This is a genomic window from Mesorhizobium sp. 113-3-3 (genome assembly GCF_016756495.1).
Lineage (GTDB): Bacteria > Pseudomonadota > Alphaproteobacteria > Rhizobiales > Rhizobiaceae > Mesorhizobium.
This window is the reverse complement of sequence record NZ_AP023243.1, coordinates 6,754,819-6,772,403: the sequence shown is the minus strand read 5'-3', so window position 1 is coordinate 6,772,403 and position 17,585 is coordinate 6,754,819. Positions and strand designations below refer to the sequence as shown.

The window sequence follows — 17,585 nt, the reverse complement described above, 5'->3', positions numbered from 1 at the left end:
CACACCCCCAGCGCGGCGGTGAACTGGGCCAGTATGGGTGAGGGAGAGGCGTCCCCCGCGACGTGACAGCGGGCAGTCGGTATCCGGCTTAACGAGGGCTTGCTCATACCTATTGCGAGCGTCGACGAGACTGTCGTCCCTTCGGCAATTTGACCGAAACGGCGCGTTCAGCCGGCGCGTTGCCTTCGGGCGGGTTCCTCCACTTGGCGCTCTTTTAGCACTATGTGCGGAGGGGTTGGGGGCTACGACGTCGCTGAGCCGCTCAATACGGAGGGGCGCGCGCGAGGCGAGGCGACGATGAGGTCGAGTTGTCCCCCGATCGCCTCTACGTAGCTCTAAGTGTCGACAGATGCATTATCGGCCTGCTTGCTCGATCTTCGAGACAGAGGGCTGGTTGATCTTGAGGGTCGCGGCAAGCTCTGCCTGGCCTTGCCAGCCGCACGGCGCAGATCGCCGAGGCTCTCGACCTCCGTCCTTAGCTCTTCGAAACGTGCATCGACACGCGCCCGACGCTCCTCAGGGAGGGCTGCGATCACGTCATCAAGCCTGCGTTCCATCACTTCCTCTCCTTCTTGTTCGCCGCCGCCCGGCGGTGAGATGCCCTTGATGGCATTTGTCCAATGGCGTGTTGATTGGTGGCCCCGGAACGGGAAGTCGCATCTGGCCTTTGCCATCGCCCGGGCGCTCATCCGCGACAGCGGGCGCGGCTACTTCGGAACAACGACCGCACTGCTCGATCCTCTCACGCATCATTGCGAGATCATCGAAATCGGACATGAATCCTGGCGCTCCAAGAACCGCGCCTGATCAACACATCGCCCAAGACGATCCGCGCTCGCCGGGCTTCGCAACCCGGACCAGCTCCGCCCGGCGAGCGCTAAACGCGATGCGCTGCCGCCAATTTTTTAGCGGGATATTCGCTGCGGCCAAGCAAGAGGGACATCTTCTCAAAAAAAGCAAAACTGGGCTCATTATCGATGTAGCACCGCCAAAGTGCTCTACTGGGTGCATTTGCAGAGCGCGATTGACGGGTATCTGAGAGGGTTTTGCGCCGAGCTGGAACGGCCCGTGCAGTCCAAAATGCGTTCATAGGAAAACAGGATCACTTGGCGAAAACGGCTGTTTGACCCGAATCTTTTCTTTTCAGTGGCTGAGCGGAGTCAGATTGGTCGATGTCTGCATCGTGATGGGTGTTGCAATCAACGACGCCCAAAATCGCGAGCAGCATCTGGCGGTCAATGCCCTCAAGGGATTTGGCGGCCGAATCCTTGCGGTGGTCGACGACTTAGACGGGGATACTTATCGCCCGTCCATGCCGTCGCTTCGCTGGTGTGATCTGCATCTTTGCTTCCAGAAGAAGGGCAGGGACACGCCCAAGTGCGAAGTCGATCTCGTTACAGCGATTGAAGGTGGCTGAGACGCGCGATCGCGAAAACTATGGCAAAGGAACACAGTCATGACTGAAGAATCACCGGCGAAATGACCAGCGGCAACGTGTTTGCGGATTTGGGCTTTGATAATTCCGAAGAGGAATTGCCCCGAAAGCCAAGCTCGCCCGTGAGATCCGCGCCATCATTGTGCGTCGGCGCCTCACTCAGGCGAAATCGGCTCAATTGCTTGTTATGAAACAGCTCGACATATCTGCGATAGTCACGGGGCGAACAGACAAGTTCTCTATAGATCGCCCGGTGCGCTGCCTCGGTCGACGCGCTTATAAGGTGGACGTTGTGGTGCGCCACAAGCAGCGCAAATCGGCGCCGACGGCCGATGCAGCCTGGTCATTGGCGCAAGCGTGGGTCCAGCTCTCGACAAGATCGTCTTCCTCGGGGATTTCTATCTCCTCGTCCTCCTGGCCTATTTCGGTTGCTACGAGGATCATGAGTGCCGAGCTGCCCTTTGCGCCCCAGTTTTACTCCACGAAGCGGTTCGCTTCGCAGCGGCACGGATGACCTTATCCGGACGACGATGGCTCTTCCGATTCTTAAGTCCAAATGCTCTCTGGCGTGAGAATCTCGAACGGAACAATCCGCTGTTCGATTAGCCGTGTGTCCGTGCGTTCGATCATTCGCAGCATTACGTCGATGAGTTCTTCAGGCATCCTGTCGACGGGATGGCACAAGGAAGCAGTAATCAAGCCTTCCCTCAATTCCTTGCGTGTCTCGGGCCCGATGTCGCGGCAGACGACCCGGATTTTGCACTGCTGCTCCGCAGCGAGCTCGCGCATAGCACGCAGAACGCCGGAAATGCCGCCGCCATTGACGAAGATGCCCCTGAGCTCCGGCTCCTCCGCTATCAGCCTGCGAACGACTGCATAGGCGTTACTCGGCGTCTCATGGGTCAGGAGGGTTTCGCTGACATGGAACTCGGGCGCGTGCTCGCGCATGTAGGAGCGAAAGCTCGCATCCGAGATGTCTTGGAACTGATAACGGTTGCTGCCGATGAGAGGAAAGACCTTGCCGGGCCGACCGGACGTCTGGCTGATAAACCATGCGGCGGTGCGGCCGGCCTTCCAGTTGTCGGTTCCCACAAAGCCGGCCCGGCTGGCGGCGGACAGGTCGGTGACGTAGGCGATCACCGGAACGCCCTTGACGCGCAACTCGTCAATCGCCTGGCCGACGAGCGGGTGATCGGCCGAGATCACCGCGATTGCATTGGCGCTTCCGCCTATCTTGAGCAGATTGGCAGCAACCGCTTCGGGGGAAGGGTCGTCCTCGAACAGAACGTCTGGCTCAATAACCGCATCTGTGCGTCGCGCGCAGGCACTGAGAAGCGCCTCGGCCCAGATCTGACAGAGCGGCCGGTTTGATTGCTGCATGAGAAAGCTCAAGCGCCGATGCGGGAGATTGTCCCGCCTGCGTTCGTGCAGCGGCCCCGAACTGCGGAAGCCGATCTGCTGCGCTGCGCTCAGGACGAGGTCGGCCGTCTGCGGTCGCAGTGTGCCAGTTCCGTGCAAGAGCCTATTGACCGTGGAAACACTTACGCCCGCGGCTTTCGCCAGATCGGCGATCGTTGGCCTGTTCATCAGCCGCCTCCATATGTGATTCGTGAATGACGCCTTCGAAGTGCAAATGCCATGTCACCGGCGAAAGAGGCGTAGGTCTCCGGATTCTTCGAGGGAGGCCTGACATATTGCACGAATCTCCGCGCAGCCTGACGCCCAATCGGAGCCCGGTTTTTTCCGATGGCGCCACCCGCGCCGCGGCTGTGCGATCCGAAGCCGCGTCGCGCGCTGCAACGCGAAGGCGCCAATCTGTGTGACATCAATGGGCGCTGCTTTCTGGACCTCAATCAATACTTTCGCCATTCTGATTCATTGGGGGGCTTTGCCCCGGCGCTTGATGCGGTCGCGCGTATCCTTCATGACGGCAGCCGCCTTTCAATTCGACGGCACATGAGTCGACCTTGCTGGGCTACCTGCTCGATTGTCTTCCGGCGGTCGAGCAGATCCATTTCGTCAATCGACACTGAGGCTGTGATGATCGCCATCAAGGCGGCGCGCGCATTCACTGAACGCACGAGCATTGCCAGATCGAAGGCGCTATCAGGAATCCTTTGATTGGCCCGAGGCGGGGCCAGGGGAGGGATATCCGCAACATCGCGTCGCCGCAGGCGTCTGCGCCCGTGCCAGCTCACGCAGGCGCTGGCATCGATTGCCGATGAGGTCGTCATTCTTCGTTCAATGATGCCAGTGGTGCGGCCATGCTGGTGATGGACTGCATGGACGATCCTCCACATAAGGGCAGGCTCGGGCATCAACTGCCTCTCGTCGAAACCACAACCTCCCCCTTTTTTCTTGGCAGTACGCTCCACGATCAAATCCGACCGGGATCAAGGATAACAACCGCAGCCTGCTCGCCGTGGTGCTGAACTCCCCCACGAAACAGCACCATGCGAACGGCGAAGATCATCAAAGTCGATGGTATGGAACAGCCCTTCGAAACGGCATCGAAGGCGCGTACCTGGTCGTGCTGAACATCACAAAGAGAAGGAAACGATCTATGGAACAGATTGCCACCGTCAGCCTGGATCTTGGCGCTCACGTCATTTCATGGGCGGTCACGGGTGCCTCTTTGCAGGATCGGAATTGCTCCCATCCTGCTGCGCGAAGATTACACTCGACGCAAGTACCGCAACCGAAACCCCAGCTATGTCTATGCTCGCGGTCTCCGCTATAGCAGGTGTGGCTTCCTTCGCAGATGAGCTTCACCAGCGCCTCGCCGCCCAGCCAATCCGCCAGCGCCCAGGTCTGCGCCTTGTCACACTGCGTGAGGGGTGTGTGAATGACGAAACGCGTTTCCATTCCAAGGTTCAGGGCAAGTTGCATCGCCTTAACTGCGTCATCTCGACAATCCGGGTAGCTGAAACGATCCGTCTCGGACACGCCGATTACGAGGTGATTCGCGCCCATCCGGTAAGCTATCGCGGCCGCAAAGCCGAGGAACAGAAGGTTGCGGCCAGGCACGAAGGTATTTGTTATGCCGTTCGCGTTCAGTGCGATCTCGACGTCGCGCGTGAGCGCGGTATCACTGATTTGACCGAGTACGGCCATGTCAATCATGTGGTCCTCGCCCAGTCGACCACGCCAGGCCGGAAAGTCTGTTCGAATGCGCTCGATCAGGTAAGGCCGCACATCGAGCTCGATCCGATGCCGCTGCCCATAGTCGAAGCCGATTGTCTCGACGCGCTCGAAGTTCTCCAGCGCCCAAGCCAGGCAGGTTGTCGAATCCTGGCCGCCGGAGAAAAGGACGAGTGCGGTTCCCGGATCTCGTTGCATCGGGTCAACCCTCGTATTCAGCCCAGCACAGCGGCGTCTCATAGACCGATACCGAGCACATTTGGCCAAGAAGCGGCTTGGTTTGGTTCCAGATCCAGACCGCAATGTTTTCCGCTGTCGGATTGCCGAGACCCTCAACCTCATTCAGATGCTGATGGTCGAGACGTTGCAGAAGCGGTCCGAAGACAGCCTCGACATCGAAGAAATCGATGACAAAGCCCGTGTCTGGATCGACGGGCCCTTCCAGACGCAGTTCCACACGGTATGAGTGGCCATGCATGCGGTGGCAGCGATGTGTCTTTGGCACGCGCGGAAGACAGTGCGCTGCCTCGAAGGTGAAAGCTTGCGTAATTTTCATGGGATCCCGAGAAGTTTGTGGGTTTGAAGGCTCAAGCGCCAACGTGGGTTGGCAAGACAATAGGCTACTGCGGCGGCCGTATTCGCCTCGCGCTCGGGCCCATCCATCGGCTGAAGCAAAAGGTGCTCAAACGCGAGAACTTCGAAATGTTCAGGCTCCGCGCCAATCTGAGGATATACAAGCTTTAGCTCGTCCCCTGCCATGACCACGAGGCGCGCATTGCATTTCGGACTGACGCACAGCCAGTCGATGCCGGCGGGTGTGGGAATGGTCCCGTTGGTCTCCACGGCAATTTCAAACGCCAAGGAATGCAGCGCTTCCAGGAATTCTTCATCGATCTGGAGGAGGGGTTCCCCTCCGGTGAGCACGACAAAACGCTGCCCAGCTCCCGACCCGCGCCAGGCTTGTTCGATCGCCGACGCAAGCTCCCGTGCGGTGTTAAAATGTCCGCCACGGGGGCCATCTACCCCAACGAAATCGGTGTCGCAAAATCCGCAGAATGCTTTTGCCCGGTCGCCTTCACGTCCCGACCAAAGGTTACAGCCGGCGAAACGACAAAATACGGCGGCCCGCCCGGCATTTCGTCCTTCACCTTGAAGGGTGTAGAATATTTCCTTAACCGCATATGACATTGCTTAAGCGGCCTTCGAGTGAGCAAGGGAGCATCTCTGCTGGCTTAGGAGACACGGCATAAGGTGGGAAATTACCCACTGCACGTCTTGCAGCTCGTTCCACCATCGAGGCTCGTTGCCGAAAACCCACTCGCCCGAACCCCACGCAGAATTAGGTTTCAGCGTGGGAAGGCTGCGGGGAAGGTGCTCCAGCTCCTCGAAGCCTGTCATCACGAGAAACGCCTCTATCACGTCGCTCATGGCGATGATGCCTTGACGAGGACGAGGCGTGAGAATCCTGGCGTCTCCTCGAAAGCCTGTCTCACAGCACGGAAGAACTCGCTCATCAGCCGCAAGCCGCGCTCCAGGATGAGGCGGTCGAGCGATGAGTAGATCGTGTGCGGCGGCAGGGCGCCGAGAAAATCCGCTATGTCCCGATCGGTGATCTGAAGGGCTTCATCGATGGTCTTGCCGACGATGAATTCGGTAAATGTCGAGCAAGCGGTTATGGCCGAGCCGCGGCCGAAGGTCTGGAACGTTGCGGCAGTAATCGTCTCGGTCCTGGGGTCGAAACCCATTATTAATTTAAGCCCGTCGCCGCAGGCGACGGCGCCGACCTCGCCGGCCGCATTGGGGGTGTCCAAAGCGCCGACATTTTTCGGGTTGATGAAATAGAGCTTGTCGCTGAAGAGGTAGACGTTGTCGGTGTCGTCCCGCATGGGCGCCGATCCTTGTCGTGATGGCGGCTAGCCAAAGGACTTGCCGCAGGCGCATTTGTCCCGCGCATTGGGATTGTCGAAGACAAAGCCCGAGGTCTGCAGGTCCGTGACAAAGTCAACGGTCATGCCGGCGAGATGGAGCTGGGAGTTTGCGTCGACGAACACCTTGACCCCGTCCGTCTCCATGATGGCATCGCCCTCGCGCGAGACGCTTTCCAGACCCATCAGGTATTTGAGGCCGGCGCAGCCGCCCGCCTCGACCATTATGCGAAAGCCTTCCGCCGGTTCGTCGGCGCGGGAAAGCGCGGCCTTAACAGCGGCGAGCGCGTTTGCAGTGAGTGTGATCATGGGACTATTTTCTTGCTGATGCATTCGCAAGTCGCGCTGCATAGAGCGTGCCAGAGAGGAAGATTGGATTAAAACACCGGGTTAGCGGATTTGACGCCCTGTCTCACATCCAACAATTGTCGGATGTCGGACAGAGCGAAACCTTGCGTAGAAAAAGCGGCATCGGACACATCGCCAGTGGCGTCGCCAGAGCCAGCGTTTTTATGTTGACCAGTGTAAGGGTGGGAACTCTTAGTCGTGCTGCGCTCCAAAAGCCGCGCCATCGTCACCACGAGTGCGGAGGCGAACACCGGGGTTGTCGATACCGCTACGATGGCGCCTTCTCGAAGCAGCGCCGTCTGCGTCAGCTCGTGGGGCGCGAACACCACTCGCGTGCTCGGCCCGTGGCCTGCAGTGCGGCCGTCACCTCGCGAGGGCCGACTGAGGCATTGTAGACGCCGCGAAGCTAGGGGTTGGCCAACGCGCCGCCCAGCGAACGGCCCCATCACCGCCAGCTGCCACGGCCGCGATTAGAGGCCGCGGTCAGCTCCAGTTCTGTCGCCAGTTCGCGGTCTGGCTCGTCCGCGTTCCAAAACGAAACTCGAGCGAGCACCGGTCTCGCCGTCACATCGAAGCAGAGAAATTGCTATCTGTCACAGCTACTCGTCGGCAAGAATCCCGTCACGGCCGACATAGAGAAATACCCAAGCATCGTGGTTGCAGTCATGCTTGGAAAAACCGGTGCGGCTATGTCAGTCGCCCCCGCCAACAACGCCGCGGATAGCGTTGCCGCAAGGCGGGTATTGACTGTCACGCTATCGCTATCCAAAGCGTTGCAACAGATTCGTCAAACAAGTTTACAGACTCTTTGCGAATGCAAGTCGCTGACCATGATACGTTCGCTTTAAGGCAGAGATTGGCCGCAGCTAATCGTCGAAATCAATGGTTTGGACTGCGTGAACATAGAACCTGCAGCGTTGATCGCAAGCAGCATACAGAGAGGCCCCTTAATGGATATCGACGTTTTTGAAGCTTACGAGTCTAACGTTCGTCGCTATGGGCGATCCTTTCCAACAGTCTTTACAAAGTCTCTTGGGGCGACAATCTGGGACGAGTCCGGAAAACCTTATATTGATTTCCTTGTTGGGTCCGGCGCGCTCAATTACGGCCATAACAACCCGGATATCATTGCGCCGGCAATTCAATATCTCGCCGATCAAAATATCGTCTTGTCGCTTGATATGTATACAGCTGCAAAGCGTGATTTCATCGAAGTGTTTGTCGAGTCGATCCTGAAGCCGCGAGGCCTTTCTTACAAGATACAGTTTCCTGGGCCGACCGGGACAAACGCTAACGAAGCGGCGTTGGCGCTGGCGCGAAAATATACCGGCCGCTCGAGTGTCATGGCCTTCACAAATTCGTACCATGGCATGTCGCTCGGCTCCTTGGCGGTGTCGGGTTCAGCGTCAACCAGACAGCTTGGCGGCGTTGCTCGCCACGATGTGATCCGTGTCCCTTACGAGAACTATCCGAACCAAACTTTCGATTCCGCGAGTTACATTGATCACGTGTTGGGCGACCCAGGCAGCGGGATAGAAAAGCCGGCCGCAATCATCCTGGAGCCCATCCAGGCAGAAGGCGGCATGAACACCGCATCCGCACCTTGGCTCGCAGAAATTCAGCGCATTTGCCGTAAGCACGACGTTGTTTTCATCGTCGATGACATTCAGGCAGGTTCGGGACGAACGGGCGATTTCTTCTCGTTCGAGTTCGCGAAAATCGAGCCCGACATCGTGTGTCTTTCAAAATCGCTAAGCGGTTCAGGCAATCCGTTGTCCATAGTTCTGATTCGCCCCGACATGGACATATGGAAACCGGGAGAACATAGCGGGACCTTTAGAGGCAATAATCTCGCCTTCGTGACTTCCGCGGCCATGTGCACAATGTGGTCCGATAGGCAGTTCACTACGGCCGTCGAGGGGACGGCCATCAAACTGCAAGAACACCTTGATCGCCTCGTTGCGAAATTCCCCAAGTGCATCGAACAAAAGCGCGGCCGTGGTCTGATGGCCGGCCTTAAGTGCCGGTCACAGGCCGTTGTTGGCCGTGTGCACGATGTCGCGTTCGAAAACGGCCTGCTGATCGAATCCTCCGGGCCAAATCGCGACGTCATCAAAGTCCTTCCGCCGATAACAATCTCAGATGACGAACTTGATCACGGCATTGCCATCCTCGATCAGGCACTACAGGAGAAAACAAATGGCGACTAACCAAGTAGCTCAGACGCCGGCCATCTCGCCTCTTATAATCAAAGAACGAACCGGCTCGATCAGCACTGCGGAGATCATCTCAGTTCTGAAAGGTGAGATCACGGCTCTGCACATTAAGCAAGCTTTCAGCGCCGAAGTAGCCGAGGACATCACTACGAAGTTTTTTGGCAGTCCCGGTCTCAACGAGCGCAAAGATGGCGTGCCGGGGCAATATGTCGGTGCATCCCACTACAGGAAGGATGCGGCCACCTATTTCAAGGAGGCGGAAAATGCGCGGCCGCACGTTGACGCCCTTTTTGGCAATTTAGTTGACCCGGTCCGAGCCGTATTCGACGCATTGAAGCGCGAGCTTCACAAACAAGGTATTGAATTGCGGCTGGCCCGTTCAGAACACGGTCGGGCTAACGTTTGTCGGGCTCTCAGTTGGACCGGAAGCGGCACATTTTCCTTGGATCCCCACGACGATGTCGCTCAAGTTTTACGCGCTGGGAACGATTACGAGCTTTCTGCGGTGGCGCACAACACCGTCGCAGCACTCAACTTTTATCCCAGCATGCCTGAGGAAGGTGGAAACTTGAGGCTATGGAGTCACAAGCCGACAGTCGCAGATCGAAAGTCGCAGGGTGTGGAGACCACGGGATATCCCTACTCCGCAGCTTATCTCGAGGCCGTGCCTAGTCGCGAAATCCAGCTCAAGGCCGGGGATATCGCGCTACTTGACGGCGGTTTCGTTCATGGGGTTACCGGTCAATCAGGCAACGGAACGCGTCGCGTACTGCTGAACAGCTTTTTCGGATTTGCGCGACCAGATCTTGTTCTCTGGTGGACTTAAAGTTGGATGTCGCAGCGTAGACCCGTCGATCAGCATGGTATCGACGGCACATCTCGATGAGCTGTTGCCAACTGCGACAGTTGCGGGCAAAGCGCTCGCGCGATTCCGCCTGGAGCAGAGCGGCGAGATCGACATAGACCGTCTCGATGCAAAACCAGCCGAGCGCCACTAGGTGACGGCGCATTGCATACTGCAGGGCGCTCCAGTTGGTTGGGCCGGAATCTTCTCGTCGATCAGGGCGCGCCCCCACCGTTGAACGGGGGGGGGCGGCCGCTCACGATTGCGGACGCCGATGCGCGCATAAAGGATCGCCTTCCGCCAACGTGGTCGAGGTTCAGGCGCACCGGTAGCTTTGTCCGCATCAGGCGCGTCTCTTCGGGCAGCGCCTGCGATGGCGACATCTGCGCGGTCTTCGCATCGTGCAGTTTGAGATCGAACTGATATGGCGTGGGCTGGCGCGGCATAGACCTCTCCCCGATACGCGTGGTAAGCTCTGATGCTGTGCCCGAATCGTATTTGGCCGTTGCGTCCTGTAGCAGCGTCACCAAGACGCCAACGTACTGAGGGCAGTTGCGCCATGCCGTTCAGACCGCGCCTGCAGCGGAAAACCTCCCGCGGCTGTCTCGATCACCTCGCGAATGTGAACACAAACCCAGCCCGAGGATGCCATGACCAAAAACTCGCGTTCCCCACGTCCTCTCGGCGTTGTTTCGTTGTATTGTTCAACACTGCGAGGCCGCATTCATGGCTCAACTATGAGGCCCCGGCAACCACAACGGAATTAATGGCGCAAGCGCCTTCGTTAAGTTCTCGCCGGAGGACAGTTCAGAGGGCTTCCTCCAGTTCGATAATCCCGAGGCTTACCGCCTTGATAACAGCGACCGTTCTGCTGCCCGTGTCCAACTTGCGCATTACGTTTTTTATATGAAAATTCACGGTGTTTTCCGACCTGCCAAGTATTCGTCCTATCTCCCACGACGATTTCCCTCTAGCTGACCAAAGTATGCACTCTATCTCCCTTGCGGAAAGCACGGGAACTTCTTCGATCGGGGGGTGATCCATAGTTTCTTCTCCGCAACCGTTTGCACCGAATATTCAGAACGGCGCACAAAGCTGCGGCTAAGGCTCGGCGCGGCGTCCTTGGCAGGTCGGTGTTAAAGCTTTAGCACGGAGTTGCCCTTAGGAGAGTTATCTGAACGTGAAATTACTATTCATTTATTACACAATTTCAAAAAATGGTGAAACATATTAGATCTTGATAATTGTGAATAGGATTTCTCGAAAGTCGGTTCGACCCAGTTGTAAGATGGGCTTGGCTCCTGGTCCGCCCGCCAATCCGACGGGAGGACGAACATCTCGCGGGCAATCCTTCCCACTTTTTCCTCGTCGCTCGAACTGGCGGGCCCGCAGTCCGAGTATGTCGCGTCCGAGGTCTTCTTGGCCTTTCCACTTGCATTATAAAATCAAACCTCAGTTCCCGGTTTGGGCTGCGCCAGCACTGCGCTCAGGAACTTTGTAGCGATGTCACCCTCCAGCAGCCGGTCGCGGTTGTTGGAGCACATCCAATGATCCCAGGCCGCATCGTCGACGGCGATCCCGACGAACTAGACTAGCGGAACAAGAGGTCGTATTCCAGCCGCTCCATCAACAGCCGCGCCGAGCGGATCGAATAGAACGCCTATAGCAGCGTCTCTGGCGGGACGATGGCCGCCCATCGGCGAGGATAGCGCGGCAAACTCCCGCTCCAGCGCCGAAAGCGTCTCGTTCACAATTGCCCGAATACGGCGCAACAGATGATCGCGCCGAACCCGAGCCTCAAGTCCACGTAGCTGAACAGTTCGCCCGTCCGTCCGTCACTGCCACGATTCACTCCCACATCTTCGCGGTCAGAGTGAATCACGAACCTGAGACTGTCGCGAGCCTTTTTCAACAGCCTGCTAGTACTACTGTGTCATAAAACTACTACTGTGTCATAAACTTCGTTAACGATTGATTGCGAGAATGGCGATTCAAGCTTCAAATGGAGGGAGCGATGAATCTCCGAGACGGAATCGAAACGAGTGAATCGCGTTTTGCGGCCTATGTCGAGACGCTCGCCTCGGCATTGGGTCATGCTGACCGGGTGGCGCCGCTGAAGGCCTATTGCACCGGGCTGCTTTTGCCAGGCGAGCGCAAGAGCGTCGAGCCGATGGCGGCACGGGTGGAGCCTGGGCGTGTTCAGGCGGCGCACCAGTCTCTGCATCACTTCGTGGCGAAAGCGGACTGGTCGGATGATGCCGTGCTTGGCGTCGTGCGGGCGCAGGTTCTGCCGGCACTTGAGGGTCAGGGGCCGATCCGCGCCTGGATCGTCGACGACACCGGCTTTCCCAAGAAAGGCAAGCATTCGGTGGGTGTGGCGCGGCAGTACTGCGGCCAGATCGGCAAGCAGGACAACTGCCAGGTCGCGGTCAGTCTGTCGGTTGCCACCGAACAGGCGAGCCTGCCGGTCGCCTATCAGCTCTATCTGCCGGAAGGCTGGGCCAACGACCCTGACCGGCGCGCCAAGGCAGGTGTGCCGGAGGATGTCATCTTCCGCACCAAGCCCGAAATCGCACTCGCGCAGATCCGGGCGGCGCTGGCGGCCGGCGTCTCGCCGGGCGTGGTGCTGGCCGATGCCGGTTATGGCAACGACAGCTCCTTGCGCACCGGGCTGACGGAGATGGGCTTGACCTATGTCGTCGGTGTCCAGTCCTCGATCCGTCTGTGGCCGCCGGACACGCAACCGCTGCCGCCCAAGCCATGGAGCGGCCGCGGCCGCCCACCTTCGCTCGTCCGACGCCAGGCCGACCACGCGCCCGTTTCGGCCAAGGACCTGGCGCAAGCGCTGCCCGAGGGCGCCTGGTGCCGCGTCACCTGGCGCGAGGGCTCCAAGGCGCCGCTCGCCTCGCGCTTTGCCGCCGTCCGCGTCCGCCCAGCCCATCGCGACTACTGGCGCTCCGCGCCACGAGCTGAGGAATGGTTCCTGATCGAGTGGCCGCAGGGCGAGGTCGAGCCGACCAAGTATTGGCTCTCGACCTTGCCGGAAGATACCGAACTCGCCGGCCTCGTCGACCAGGCCAAGCTGAGATGGCGGATCGAACGGGATTATCAGGAACTCAAGCAGGAGATCGGCCTTGGCCATTATGAGGGCCGAGGTTGGCGCGGCTTCCATCACCACGCCACGCTCGCGATCGCCGCTTACGGATTCCTAGTCTCCGAACGGAGTCTGATTCCCCCCTCAGCCCCACGCTCAGCGCCGCTCCTCAAGGCACCTGCGCTACCCGAAGATTATCGACCCCGCGGCGCCGCCGCTCCGTCCCGAACGCCACGTCAGCAATTCAATCGCCACCGTCAGGGTTAGACTCGCCCACGCCTTGGCGCGGCGTCTGCCACGATGTCCATGCTGCCAACATAGTTTTATGACACAGTAGTACTAGGGTTGTAACGTTGCTTTGCATATCGATGCATCCTTCAGTGCGCTGAACACACCATGGCTTCTAGAGGTTGCGGGAAAGCGATACTACGGCATCTGGTAGTGGACGCGTCCACTTATAGTCGCCCGTGAACAATCCGGGTTCTAGGCGGTGACCGGCTTGGGCCGGAGTTGAAGCAGAGCGATCAAGAGCGACAAAAAACCCTTCAGCCACCTGAGCAGGAGGGAGAAGTTGTAGCCTGCGGCGGCCAGGATGGCGTTGACGGCGTCGCCCTGCTGGCCGGCGAGGTAGTTGCGGCCCATACGGTGCTCGGCCTTGATGTGGCCGATCACGGGCTCGATCGCGGAGCGGCGGCGCATCTGGCGCTTGATGGCTGGGGTGACGCGGCGTTTCTGACCGCTGGTGAAGACCCTGAACTTGTGGCTCTGCGGTGCGTTGTGGCCGCGATAGCCGGCGTCGGCGAGGATGCGGCCGATCTCGTTGCCGATGGTCTTTTCCATGTCGGGGATGACGCTTTGAAGCGTGTGGCCGTCATAGGGATTGCCGGGCAGTGCTTTTGCATGCAGGGCGAACTGGCCGCCCTCGGAGCGCTTCAGCGTGGTGGCCACCGACACCTTCACTCCGAACTCGTAGGGCATATGCGCCTTGCCCTTGCCGATGCATTCCACCTCGTGCGCGTGCAGGCTGTAGATTTTGCGACCGCGCTGGCGCTGACGCTGTTCGAGAACGGTGGCGGCCTGATAGAGCGGCCATTTGAAAAGCGCGTCCAGTTCCGCATCGCCGGCGACCTGGCGGGAGATGTCGCGAATGGTCCGGCCGAGATAGGTCTTGAGCCTGCGCAGCGCCTTGTTGGCCCGCTTGAACTGCTTGGCGTGGGCATAGCGCTGGTGCTTGATCAGCGCCAGCTTGCCGACCCGCACATAGGTCTGGCGCAAATTGAGCCCCGTCTTCCTGGCCAGCCGCACCAGCCGCTCACGCGCCCGGTGGATGAGCTTGGCGTCGGTCGGGAACATCACGTTCTTCGGCTGCACGGTGGTGTCGACGATCACCTGGCGCGTGTCGGACGGCTTCATCGCCCCGGCCTTGACCGCGATGCTGAGGCTTTCCTGCAAGAGCGCCACGATCCGCTCCTCGCCCATCCGGTCCCGCCAGCGCGTCATCGACGAACGGTCGAAGGGCAGCGCGTGGCAGAAGAACTCCTCGCCGCACAGATACTGTATGCGCCGCCCACACCCCATTGATTTCGCTTGTTTCTGAACATTGAGGTTTCTGCCAGAAGGTTTTCGGCAGGAGCTGGAGATTTGGCATGGCGGATGGCGAGGGATTTGTTGGGCGATGCGAAGTTGTCGAGCCTCGTCGTGGAAACCGACGATGGCCTAATGATCTGAAGGCGCGGATTGTCGCGGAGAGCCTTCAACGCGGTGCGCGGGTTGTTGATGTTGCGCGTCGTCATGATCTCATTGCGCATCAGCTTTCGGACTGGCGACGGCAGGCGCGTCAGGGTCTTTTGGCGCTGCCTGCGGAACTGATGCCGGTGCCTTGCGAGAATAGCGGCCCATTCGAGCCTGCCTTCGTGCCCCTGGCGATTACGACGGAGCCGAAGGAGGCTGCCGATGCTTTGCCGGTTCCGGAGCCGGTCGAGATCACTTTGGGGATCATGACCGTGGAAATAGGCGCAGACCTCGTGGTGAGGGTTCCCGGCGATGTGCCGGTTGACCGGGTTGCGGCCTTGGTGCGTGCGATGCGCGGGACGGCATGATCGTCGCGGGCCAACGATTGCCGATCCTGATCGCGACGCGGCCGGTGGACTTCCGCTGTGGCCATCAGGCGCTGGCATTGATGGTGCAGACCGAGTTGAAGCTTGATCCGCATTCCGGGGTCACCGTGATCTTCCGGTCGAAGCGCGGGAATCGTGTAAAAATCCTGGTGTGGGATGGCACCGGAATGGTGCTGACCTACAAAATCCTGGAACAGGGCAGCTTTGCCTGGCCCAAAGTGCAGGATGGGACGATGCGGCTGTCGCGGGGGCAGTATGAAGCTTTGTTCGAAGGTCTCGACTGGCGACGCGTGGTAGCGCAGCGGGTAGCGCCGCCCGCTGCGGCAGGGTGACTCACCCGTTCGGTTTTGGCGTTGTTTTATTGGGCTTTTTTGCTTCGATTTGCTACGAAGGCGCATGTCTGCGCCCATTGATCTCAGCCAGTTCCCGGACCTGCCTGCAGAGGTGGTGAACGCCTTTGCGGCCGTACAGTTCGAGCTGTCGGTCGAGCGTGCGGCCCGTCAGCATGAGCAGGCGGTGGTGGCTGAAAAGGACGCCTTCATCACCGAGTTGAAGGAACTGATCGAGAAGCTGGAGAGCCAGGTTCAGGACTACCGCCGCACGAAGTTCGGGCCGAAATCGGAAAAGCTCGATCCGACGCAGATGGAACTGGCGCTGGAGGACCTGGAGACGGCAATTGCCGAAACACAGGCCCAGATCGCCTTCGTCGAGGAAAAGATCGCGGCCAGCACAGCCAATTGCGAAAAGACTGCTTCACGCAGGCAACGCAAGGCGCGTGCTCTGCCCCAGAGCCTGCCGCGCGTCGAACAGGTGATCGAGCCTGATAGCATTGCCTGCCCCTGTGGTTGCGGCAACATGGTCCGGATTGGCGAAGACCGGACGGAGCGGCTCGATCATATCCCGGCGCGCTATCAGGTGATCGTCGCGATCCGCCCGAAATATGCTTGCCCCAAGGGGCGCACGGGAGTGGTTCAGGCCAGGGCGCCGGCGCATTTGCTGGAAGGTAGCTGGCCGACCGAAGCCCTCTTGGCGCAGATCGCCGTGTCCAAGCATTCCGAACACATGCCGCTGAACCGGCAGGCCGCGGTCATGGCCCGACACGGAGTGCCGATCGACCGCACGGTCCTGGCCGACTGGCTGGGTCGGACGGGCGCCGTGATCGCGCCGGTGGTAGACCACATGGCCATGATCCTGAAACAGGGTAGCTCACGACTATATGTCGACGAGACCACGGCTCCGGTGTTGGATCCCGGGCGCGGCAAGACGAAAACTGGCTATCTCTGGGCTATTCTGCGCGACGACCGCGGCTGGAACGGATCTGCGCCGCCGGGCGTGGTGTTCCATTATCGGCCTGGGCGTAAAGGTGAATATGCCGCAGGTATCCTCGACGGCTTCAACGGCACGATCCAGGTCGATGCCTATGGCGGCTACTCCCACCTCGCAACGCCAAAACGCACGGGCGGCGATCCGTTGAGGCTGGCCTTCTGCTGGGCGCATGGCCGCAGAAAACTGATCAAGTCCCAGCCGAAGAAGGGTTTGCCCATCGTCGACGAGGCGTTGTTGCGCATCGCCGCCCTCTACAAGATCGAGGACAGCATCCGAGGTTGTGACCCCGATCATCGCCGGGCTGTCCGCCAGCACCTGTCCCGCCCCCTGGTGGACGAGTTCTTCACCTGGCTGACAGTTCAGGCCGCGCGCGTATCGCGCAAGTCCGACCTCGGCGAGGCCATGGCCTATATGCTGAAACGCCAGGTCGGCTTCCGGCTGTTCCTGAACGACGGCCGCGTCGACATCGACTCCAATCTCGTCGAAAACGCGATCAGAAGTCCGGCCATGAACCGCCGCAACGCTCTCTTTGCCGGCCATGATGAAGGCGGCCGTAATTGGGCCCGTTTCGCCAGCCTGATCGGCACATGCAAGATGAACCGCGTTGAACCATACGCCTACCTGCGCGATCTCTTCATCAGCCTCGCAAATGGCCACCTCGCCAAAGACATCGACGCCCTCATGCCCTGGGCCTATGCGCAACGGATCAGCGCATCACAATGAGCACGTCCGGGATTCCCCAACGTGCTCATAGGACCAGCTGCAAGCGCTCCACCTGACCGTTGCAACAAGAAAATCAATGGGGCGGAGACGTCGCATACCAGATACTGGAAGTAGGGGTTCTCCACCCAGCGGGCGCACAGCACCTCATCTGACAGGTTGAAAGTGTGCTTGAGGATGGCCAGCCCCGCCATCAGCCGGGTCGGCAGTGGCGGCATGCCCGGTCCGTCCGAATAGACGGCGCCAAAACGCTCCTCCAGCACCGGCCAGTCGATCGCCTGCGCCAGCCGCACCAGCTCGTGCTTCATGTTGATGATCTGATCGAGCCTGGAGCGGAACAGATCCTGCTTTCCCGTCTCGCGCTTCTCGCGTGGCCTGGACATTCGCCGTCCCCTCGATTCGCCGCCGCCGAACCGAGT

At 59.5% G+C, this 17,585-nt stretch carries 18 protein-coding genes and 5 pseudogenes; 9 read left to right on the top strand and 14 right to left on the bottom strand.

Annotated elements, in window-relative coordinates; all coding sequences use genetic code 11:
* Nucleotides 1-720: 720 nt before the first annotated feature.
* The 3 genes and pseudogenes from JG746_RS32565 to JG746_RS32555 form a co-directional block, all read left to right on the top strand.
* A pseudogene (locus JG746_RS32565) lies at nucleotides 721-807 on the top strand (ATP-binding protein); the annotation flags it as partial.
* A 358-nt stretch (nucleotides 808-1,165) separates the two neighbouring features.
* Nucleotides 1,166-1,417, top strand: coding sequence for a type II toxin-antitoxin system RelE/ParE family toxin (locus JG746_RS32560; protein WP_244730592.1), 252 nt, complete (start codon nucleotides 1,166-1,168; stop codon nucleotides 1,415-1,417).
* Between the two features lie 160 nt (nucleotides 1,418-1,577).
* On the top strand, nucleotides 1,578-1,949 hold the full coding sequence (locus tag JG746_RS32555; RefSeq protein ID WP_244730591.1) for a helix-turn-helix domain-containing protein: 372 nt from the start codon (nucleotides 1,578-1,580) through the stop codon (nucleotides 1,947-1,949).
* A gap of 32 nt (nucleotides 1,950-1,981) precedes the next feature.
* Here the strand turns inward: JG746_RS32555 and JG746_RS32550 are convergent, their stop codons facing one another.
* From JG746_RS32550 to JG746_RS32510, 9 genes are all read right to left on the bottom strand, one after another.
* Nucleotides 1,982-3,022, bottom strand: a complete 1,041-nt coding sequence (locus JG746_RS32550) for a LacI family DNA-binding transcriptional regulator (RefSeq protein WP_202324311.1) — start codon at nucleotides 3,020-3,022, stop codon at nucleotides 1,982-1,984.
* 335 nt (nucleotides 3,023-3,357) lie between these two features.
* Nucleotides 3,358-3,810 carry a hypothetical protein gene (locus JG746_RS32545; RefSeq protein ID WP_202324309.1) on the bottom strand — a complete coding sequence of 151 codons (453 nt, stop codon included), beginning with the start codon at nucleotides 3,808-3,810 and terminating at the stop codon, nucleotides 3,358-3,360.
* A 2-nt stretch (nucleotides 3,811-3,812) separates the two neighbouring features.
* Nucleotides 3,813-4,040, bottom strand: a complete 228-nt coding sequence (locus JG746_RS32540; protein WP_202324307.1) for a hypothetical protein — start codon at nucleotides 4,038-4,040, stop codon at nucleotides 3,813-3,815.
* Nucleotides 4,037-4,774, bottom strand: a complete 738-nt coding sequence (gene queC, locus JG746_RS32535; protein ID WP_202296260.1) for a 7-cyano-7-deazaguanine synthase QueC — start codon at nucleotides 4,772-4,774, stop codon at nucleotides 4,037-4,039. Before queC ends, JG746_RS32540 begins: the two co-directional genes overlap by 4 nt.
* Nucleotides 4,775-4,778: 4 nt before the next feature.
* Complete coding sequence (gene queD, locus JG746_RS32530; RefSeq protein WP_202324305.1) at nucleotides 4,779-5,132, bottom strand: 6-carboxytetrahydropterin synthase QueD; 354 nt, start codon at nucleotides 5,130-5,132, stop codon at nucleotides 4,779-4,781.
* Complete coding sequence (queE, locus tag JG746_RS32525; protein ID WP_202324303.1) at nucleotides 5,129-5,764, bottom strand: 7-carboxy-7-deazaguanine synthase; 636 nt, start codon at nucleotides 5,762-5,764, stop codon at nucleotides 5,129-5,131. The genes queD and queE overlap by 4 nt, the downstream gene beginning before the upstream one ends.
* 236 nt (nucleotides 5,765-6,000) lie before the next feature.
* The gene (locus JG746_RS32520; protein WP_202324301.1) at nucleotides 6,001-6,462 is read right to left on the bottom strand and encodes an iron-sulfur cluster assembly scaffold protein; all 462 of its coding nucleotides are present in this window, start codon (nucleotides 6,460-6,462) and stop codon (nucleotides 6,001-6,003) included.
* Between the two features lie 27 nt (nucleotides 6,463-6,489).
* On the bottom strand, nucleotides 6,490-6,810 hold the full coding sequence (locus JG746_RS32515) for a HesB/IscA family protein (RefSeq protein ID WP_202324299.1): 321 nt from the start codon (nucleotides 6,808-6,810) through the stop codon (nucleotides 6,490-6,492).
* A 68-nt stretch (nucleotides 6,811-6,878) separates the two neighbouring features.
* The gene (locus JG746_RS32510; RefSeq protein WP_202324296.1) at nucleotides 6,879-7,178 is read right to left on the bottom strand and encodes a hypothetical protein; all 300 of its coding nucleotides are present in this window, start codon (nucleotides 7,176-7,178) and stop codon (nucleotides 6,879-6,881) included.
* A gap of 621 nt (nucleotides 7,179-7,799) precedes the next feature.
* Between JG746_RS32510 and ectB the strand changes: the two genes are divergently transcribed.
* Both ectB and JG746_RS32500 read left to right on the top strand, forming a co-directional pair.
* Nucleotides 7,800-9,059 (top strand): diaminobutyrate--2-oxoglutarate transaminase, encoded by a 1,260-nt coding sequence (ectB, locus tag JG746_RS32505; RefSeq protein ID WP_202324294.1) that lies wholly within the window; start codon nucleotides 7,800-7,802, stop codon nucleotides 9,057-9,059.
* A complete protein-coding gene (locus JG746_RS32500) occupies nucleotides 9,049-9,891 on the top strand; it encodes a 2OG-Fe(II)-dependent halogenase WelO5 family protein (RefSeq protein WP_202324292.1) in 843 nt (280 codons plus the stop codon). Before ectB ends, JG746_RS32500 begins: the two co-directional genes overlap by 11 nt.
* A 233-nt stretch (nucleotides 9,892-10,124) precedes the next feature.
* Here the strand turns inward: JG746_RS32500 and JG746_RS32495 are convergent, their stop codons facing one another.
* The 3 genes and pseudogenes from JG746_RS32495 to JG746_RS32485 form a co-directional block, all read right to left on the bottom strand.
* A complete protein-coding gene (locus JG746_RS32495; RefSeq protein ID WP_202324290.1) occupies nucleotides 10,125-10,355 on the bottom strand; it encodes a hypothetical protein in 231 nt (76 codons plus the stop codon).
* Between the two features lie 361 nt (nucleotides 10,356-10,716).
* Nucleotides 10,717-10,929: pseudogene (locus tag JG746_RS32490) on the bottom strand (helix-turn-helix domain-containing protein); the annotation flags it as partial.
* A gap of 443 nt (nucleotides 10,930-11,372) precedes the next feature.
* Nucleotides 11,373-11,761: pseudogene (locus JG746_RS32485) on the bottom strand (transposase); the annotation flags it as partial.
* A gap of 162 nt (nucleotides 11,762-11,923) precedes the next feature.
* Between JG746_RS32485 and JG746_RS32480 the strand changes: the two are divergent.
* Nucleotides 11,924-13,270 carry an IS701 family transposase gene (locus tag JG746_RS32480; protein ID WP_202323969.1) on the top strand — a complete coding sequence of 449 codons (1,347 nt, stop codon included), beginning with the start codon at nucleotides 11,924-11,926 and terminating at the stop codon, nucleotides 13,268-13,270.
* Between the two features lie 216 nt (nucleotides 13,271-13,486).
* Here the strand turns inward: JG746_RS32480 and JG746_RS32475 are convergent.
* A pseudogene (locus JG746_RS32475) lies at nucleotides 13,487-14,560 on the bottom strand (IS5 family transposase); the annotation flags it as partial.
* An 89-nt stretch (nucleotides 14,561-14,649) separates the two neighbouring features.
* Between JG746_RS32475 and tnpA the strand changes: the two are divergent.
* From tnpA to tnpC, 3 genes are all read left to right on the top strand, one after another.
* Nucleotides 14,650-15,102, top strand: coding sequence for an IS66-like element accessory protein TnpA (tnpA, locus tag JG746_RS32470; RefSeq protein ID WP_202324126.1), 453 nt, complete (start codon nucleotides 14,650-14,652; stop codon nucleotides 15,100-15,102).
* Nucleotides 15,099-15,452, top strand: coding sequence for an IS66 family insertion sequence element accessory protein TnpB (gene tnpB / locus JG746_RS32465; RefSeq protein WP_127420643.1), 354 nt, complete (start codon nucleotides 15,099-15,101; stop codon nucleotides 15,450-15,452). The genes tnpA and tnpB overlap by 4 nt, the downstream gene beginning before the upstream one ends.
* A 64-nt stretch (nucleotides 15,453-15,516) precedes the next feature.
* Nucleotides 15,517-17,169, top strand: a complete 1,653-nt coding sequence (gene tnpC / locus JG746_RS32460) for an IS66 family transposase (RefSeq protein WP_202324128.1) — start codon at nucleotides 15,517-15,519, stop codon at nucleotides 17,167-17,169.
* Nucleotides 17,170-17,267: 98 nt separating this feature from the next.
* Here tnpC and JG746_RS32455 read toward each other — a convergent pair.
* A pseudogene (locus JG746_RS32455) lies at nucleotides 17,268-17,549 on the bottom strand (transposase); the annotation flags it as partial.
* Nucleotides 17,550-17,585 lie beyond the last annotated feature (36 nt).

Excerpts from the sequence above, each read along its gene's own strand:
- queE (WP_202324303.1), bottom strand. The coding sequence starts at position 5,764 with ATGTCATATGCGGTTAAGGAAATATTCTACACCCTTCAAGGTGAAGGA.
- tnpA (WP_202324126.1), top strand. The coding sequence starts at position 14,650 with ATGGCGGATGGCGAGGGATTTGTTGGGCGATGCGAAGTTGTCGAGCCT.
- JG746_RS32520 (WP_202324301.1), bottom strand. The coding sequence starts at position 6,462 with ATGCGGGACGACACCGACAACGTCTACCTCTTCAGCGACAAGCTCTAT.
- queD (WP_202324305.1), bottom strand. The coding sequence starts at position 5,132 with ATGAAAATTACGCAAGCTTTCACCTTCGAGGCAGCGCACTGTCTTCCG.
- JG746_RS32480 (WP_202323969.1), top strand. The coding sequence starts at position 11,924 with ATGAATCTCCGAGACGGAATCGAAACGAGTGAATCGCGTTTTGCGGCC.
- JG746_RS32495 (WP_202324290.1), bottom strand. The coding sequence starts at position 10,355 with ATGCCGCGCCAGCCCACGCCATATCAGTTCGATCTCAAACTGCACGAT.
- tnpB (WP_127420643.1), top strand. The coding sequence starts at position 15,099 with ATGATCGTCGCGGGCCAACGATTGCCGATCCTGATCGCGACGCGGCCG.
- JG746_RS32500 (WP_202324292.1), top strand. The coding sequence starts at position 9,049 with ATGGCGACTAACCAAGTAGCTCAGACGCCGGCCATCTCGCCTCTTATA.
- JG746_RS32515 (WP_202324299.1), bottom strand. The coding sequence starts at position 6,810 with ATGATCACACTCACTGCAAACGCGCTCGCCGCTGTTAAGGCCGCGCTT.
- ectB (WP_202324294.1), top strand. The coding sequence starts at position 7,800 with ATGGATATCGACGTTTTTGAAGCTTACGAGTCTAACGTTCGTCGCTAT.
- tnpC (WP_202324128.1), top strand. The coding sequence starts at position 15,517 with ATGTCTGCGCCCATTGATCTCAGCCAGTTCCCGGACCTGCCTGCAGAG.
- queC (WP_202296260.1), bottom strand. The coding sequence starts at position 4,774 with ATGCAACGAGATCCGGGAACCGCACTCGTCCTTTTCTCCGGCGGCCAG.
- JG746_RS32550 (WP_202324311.1), bottom strand. The coding sequence starts at position 3,022 with ATGAACAGGCCAACGATCGCCGATCTGGCGAAAGCCGCGGGCGTAAGT.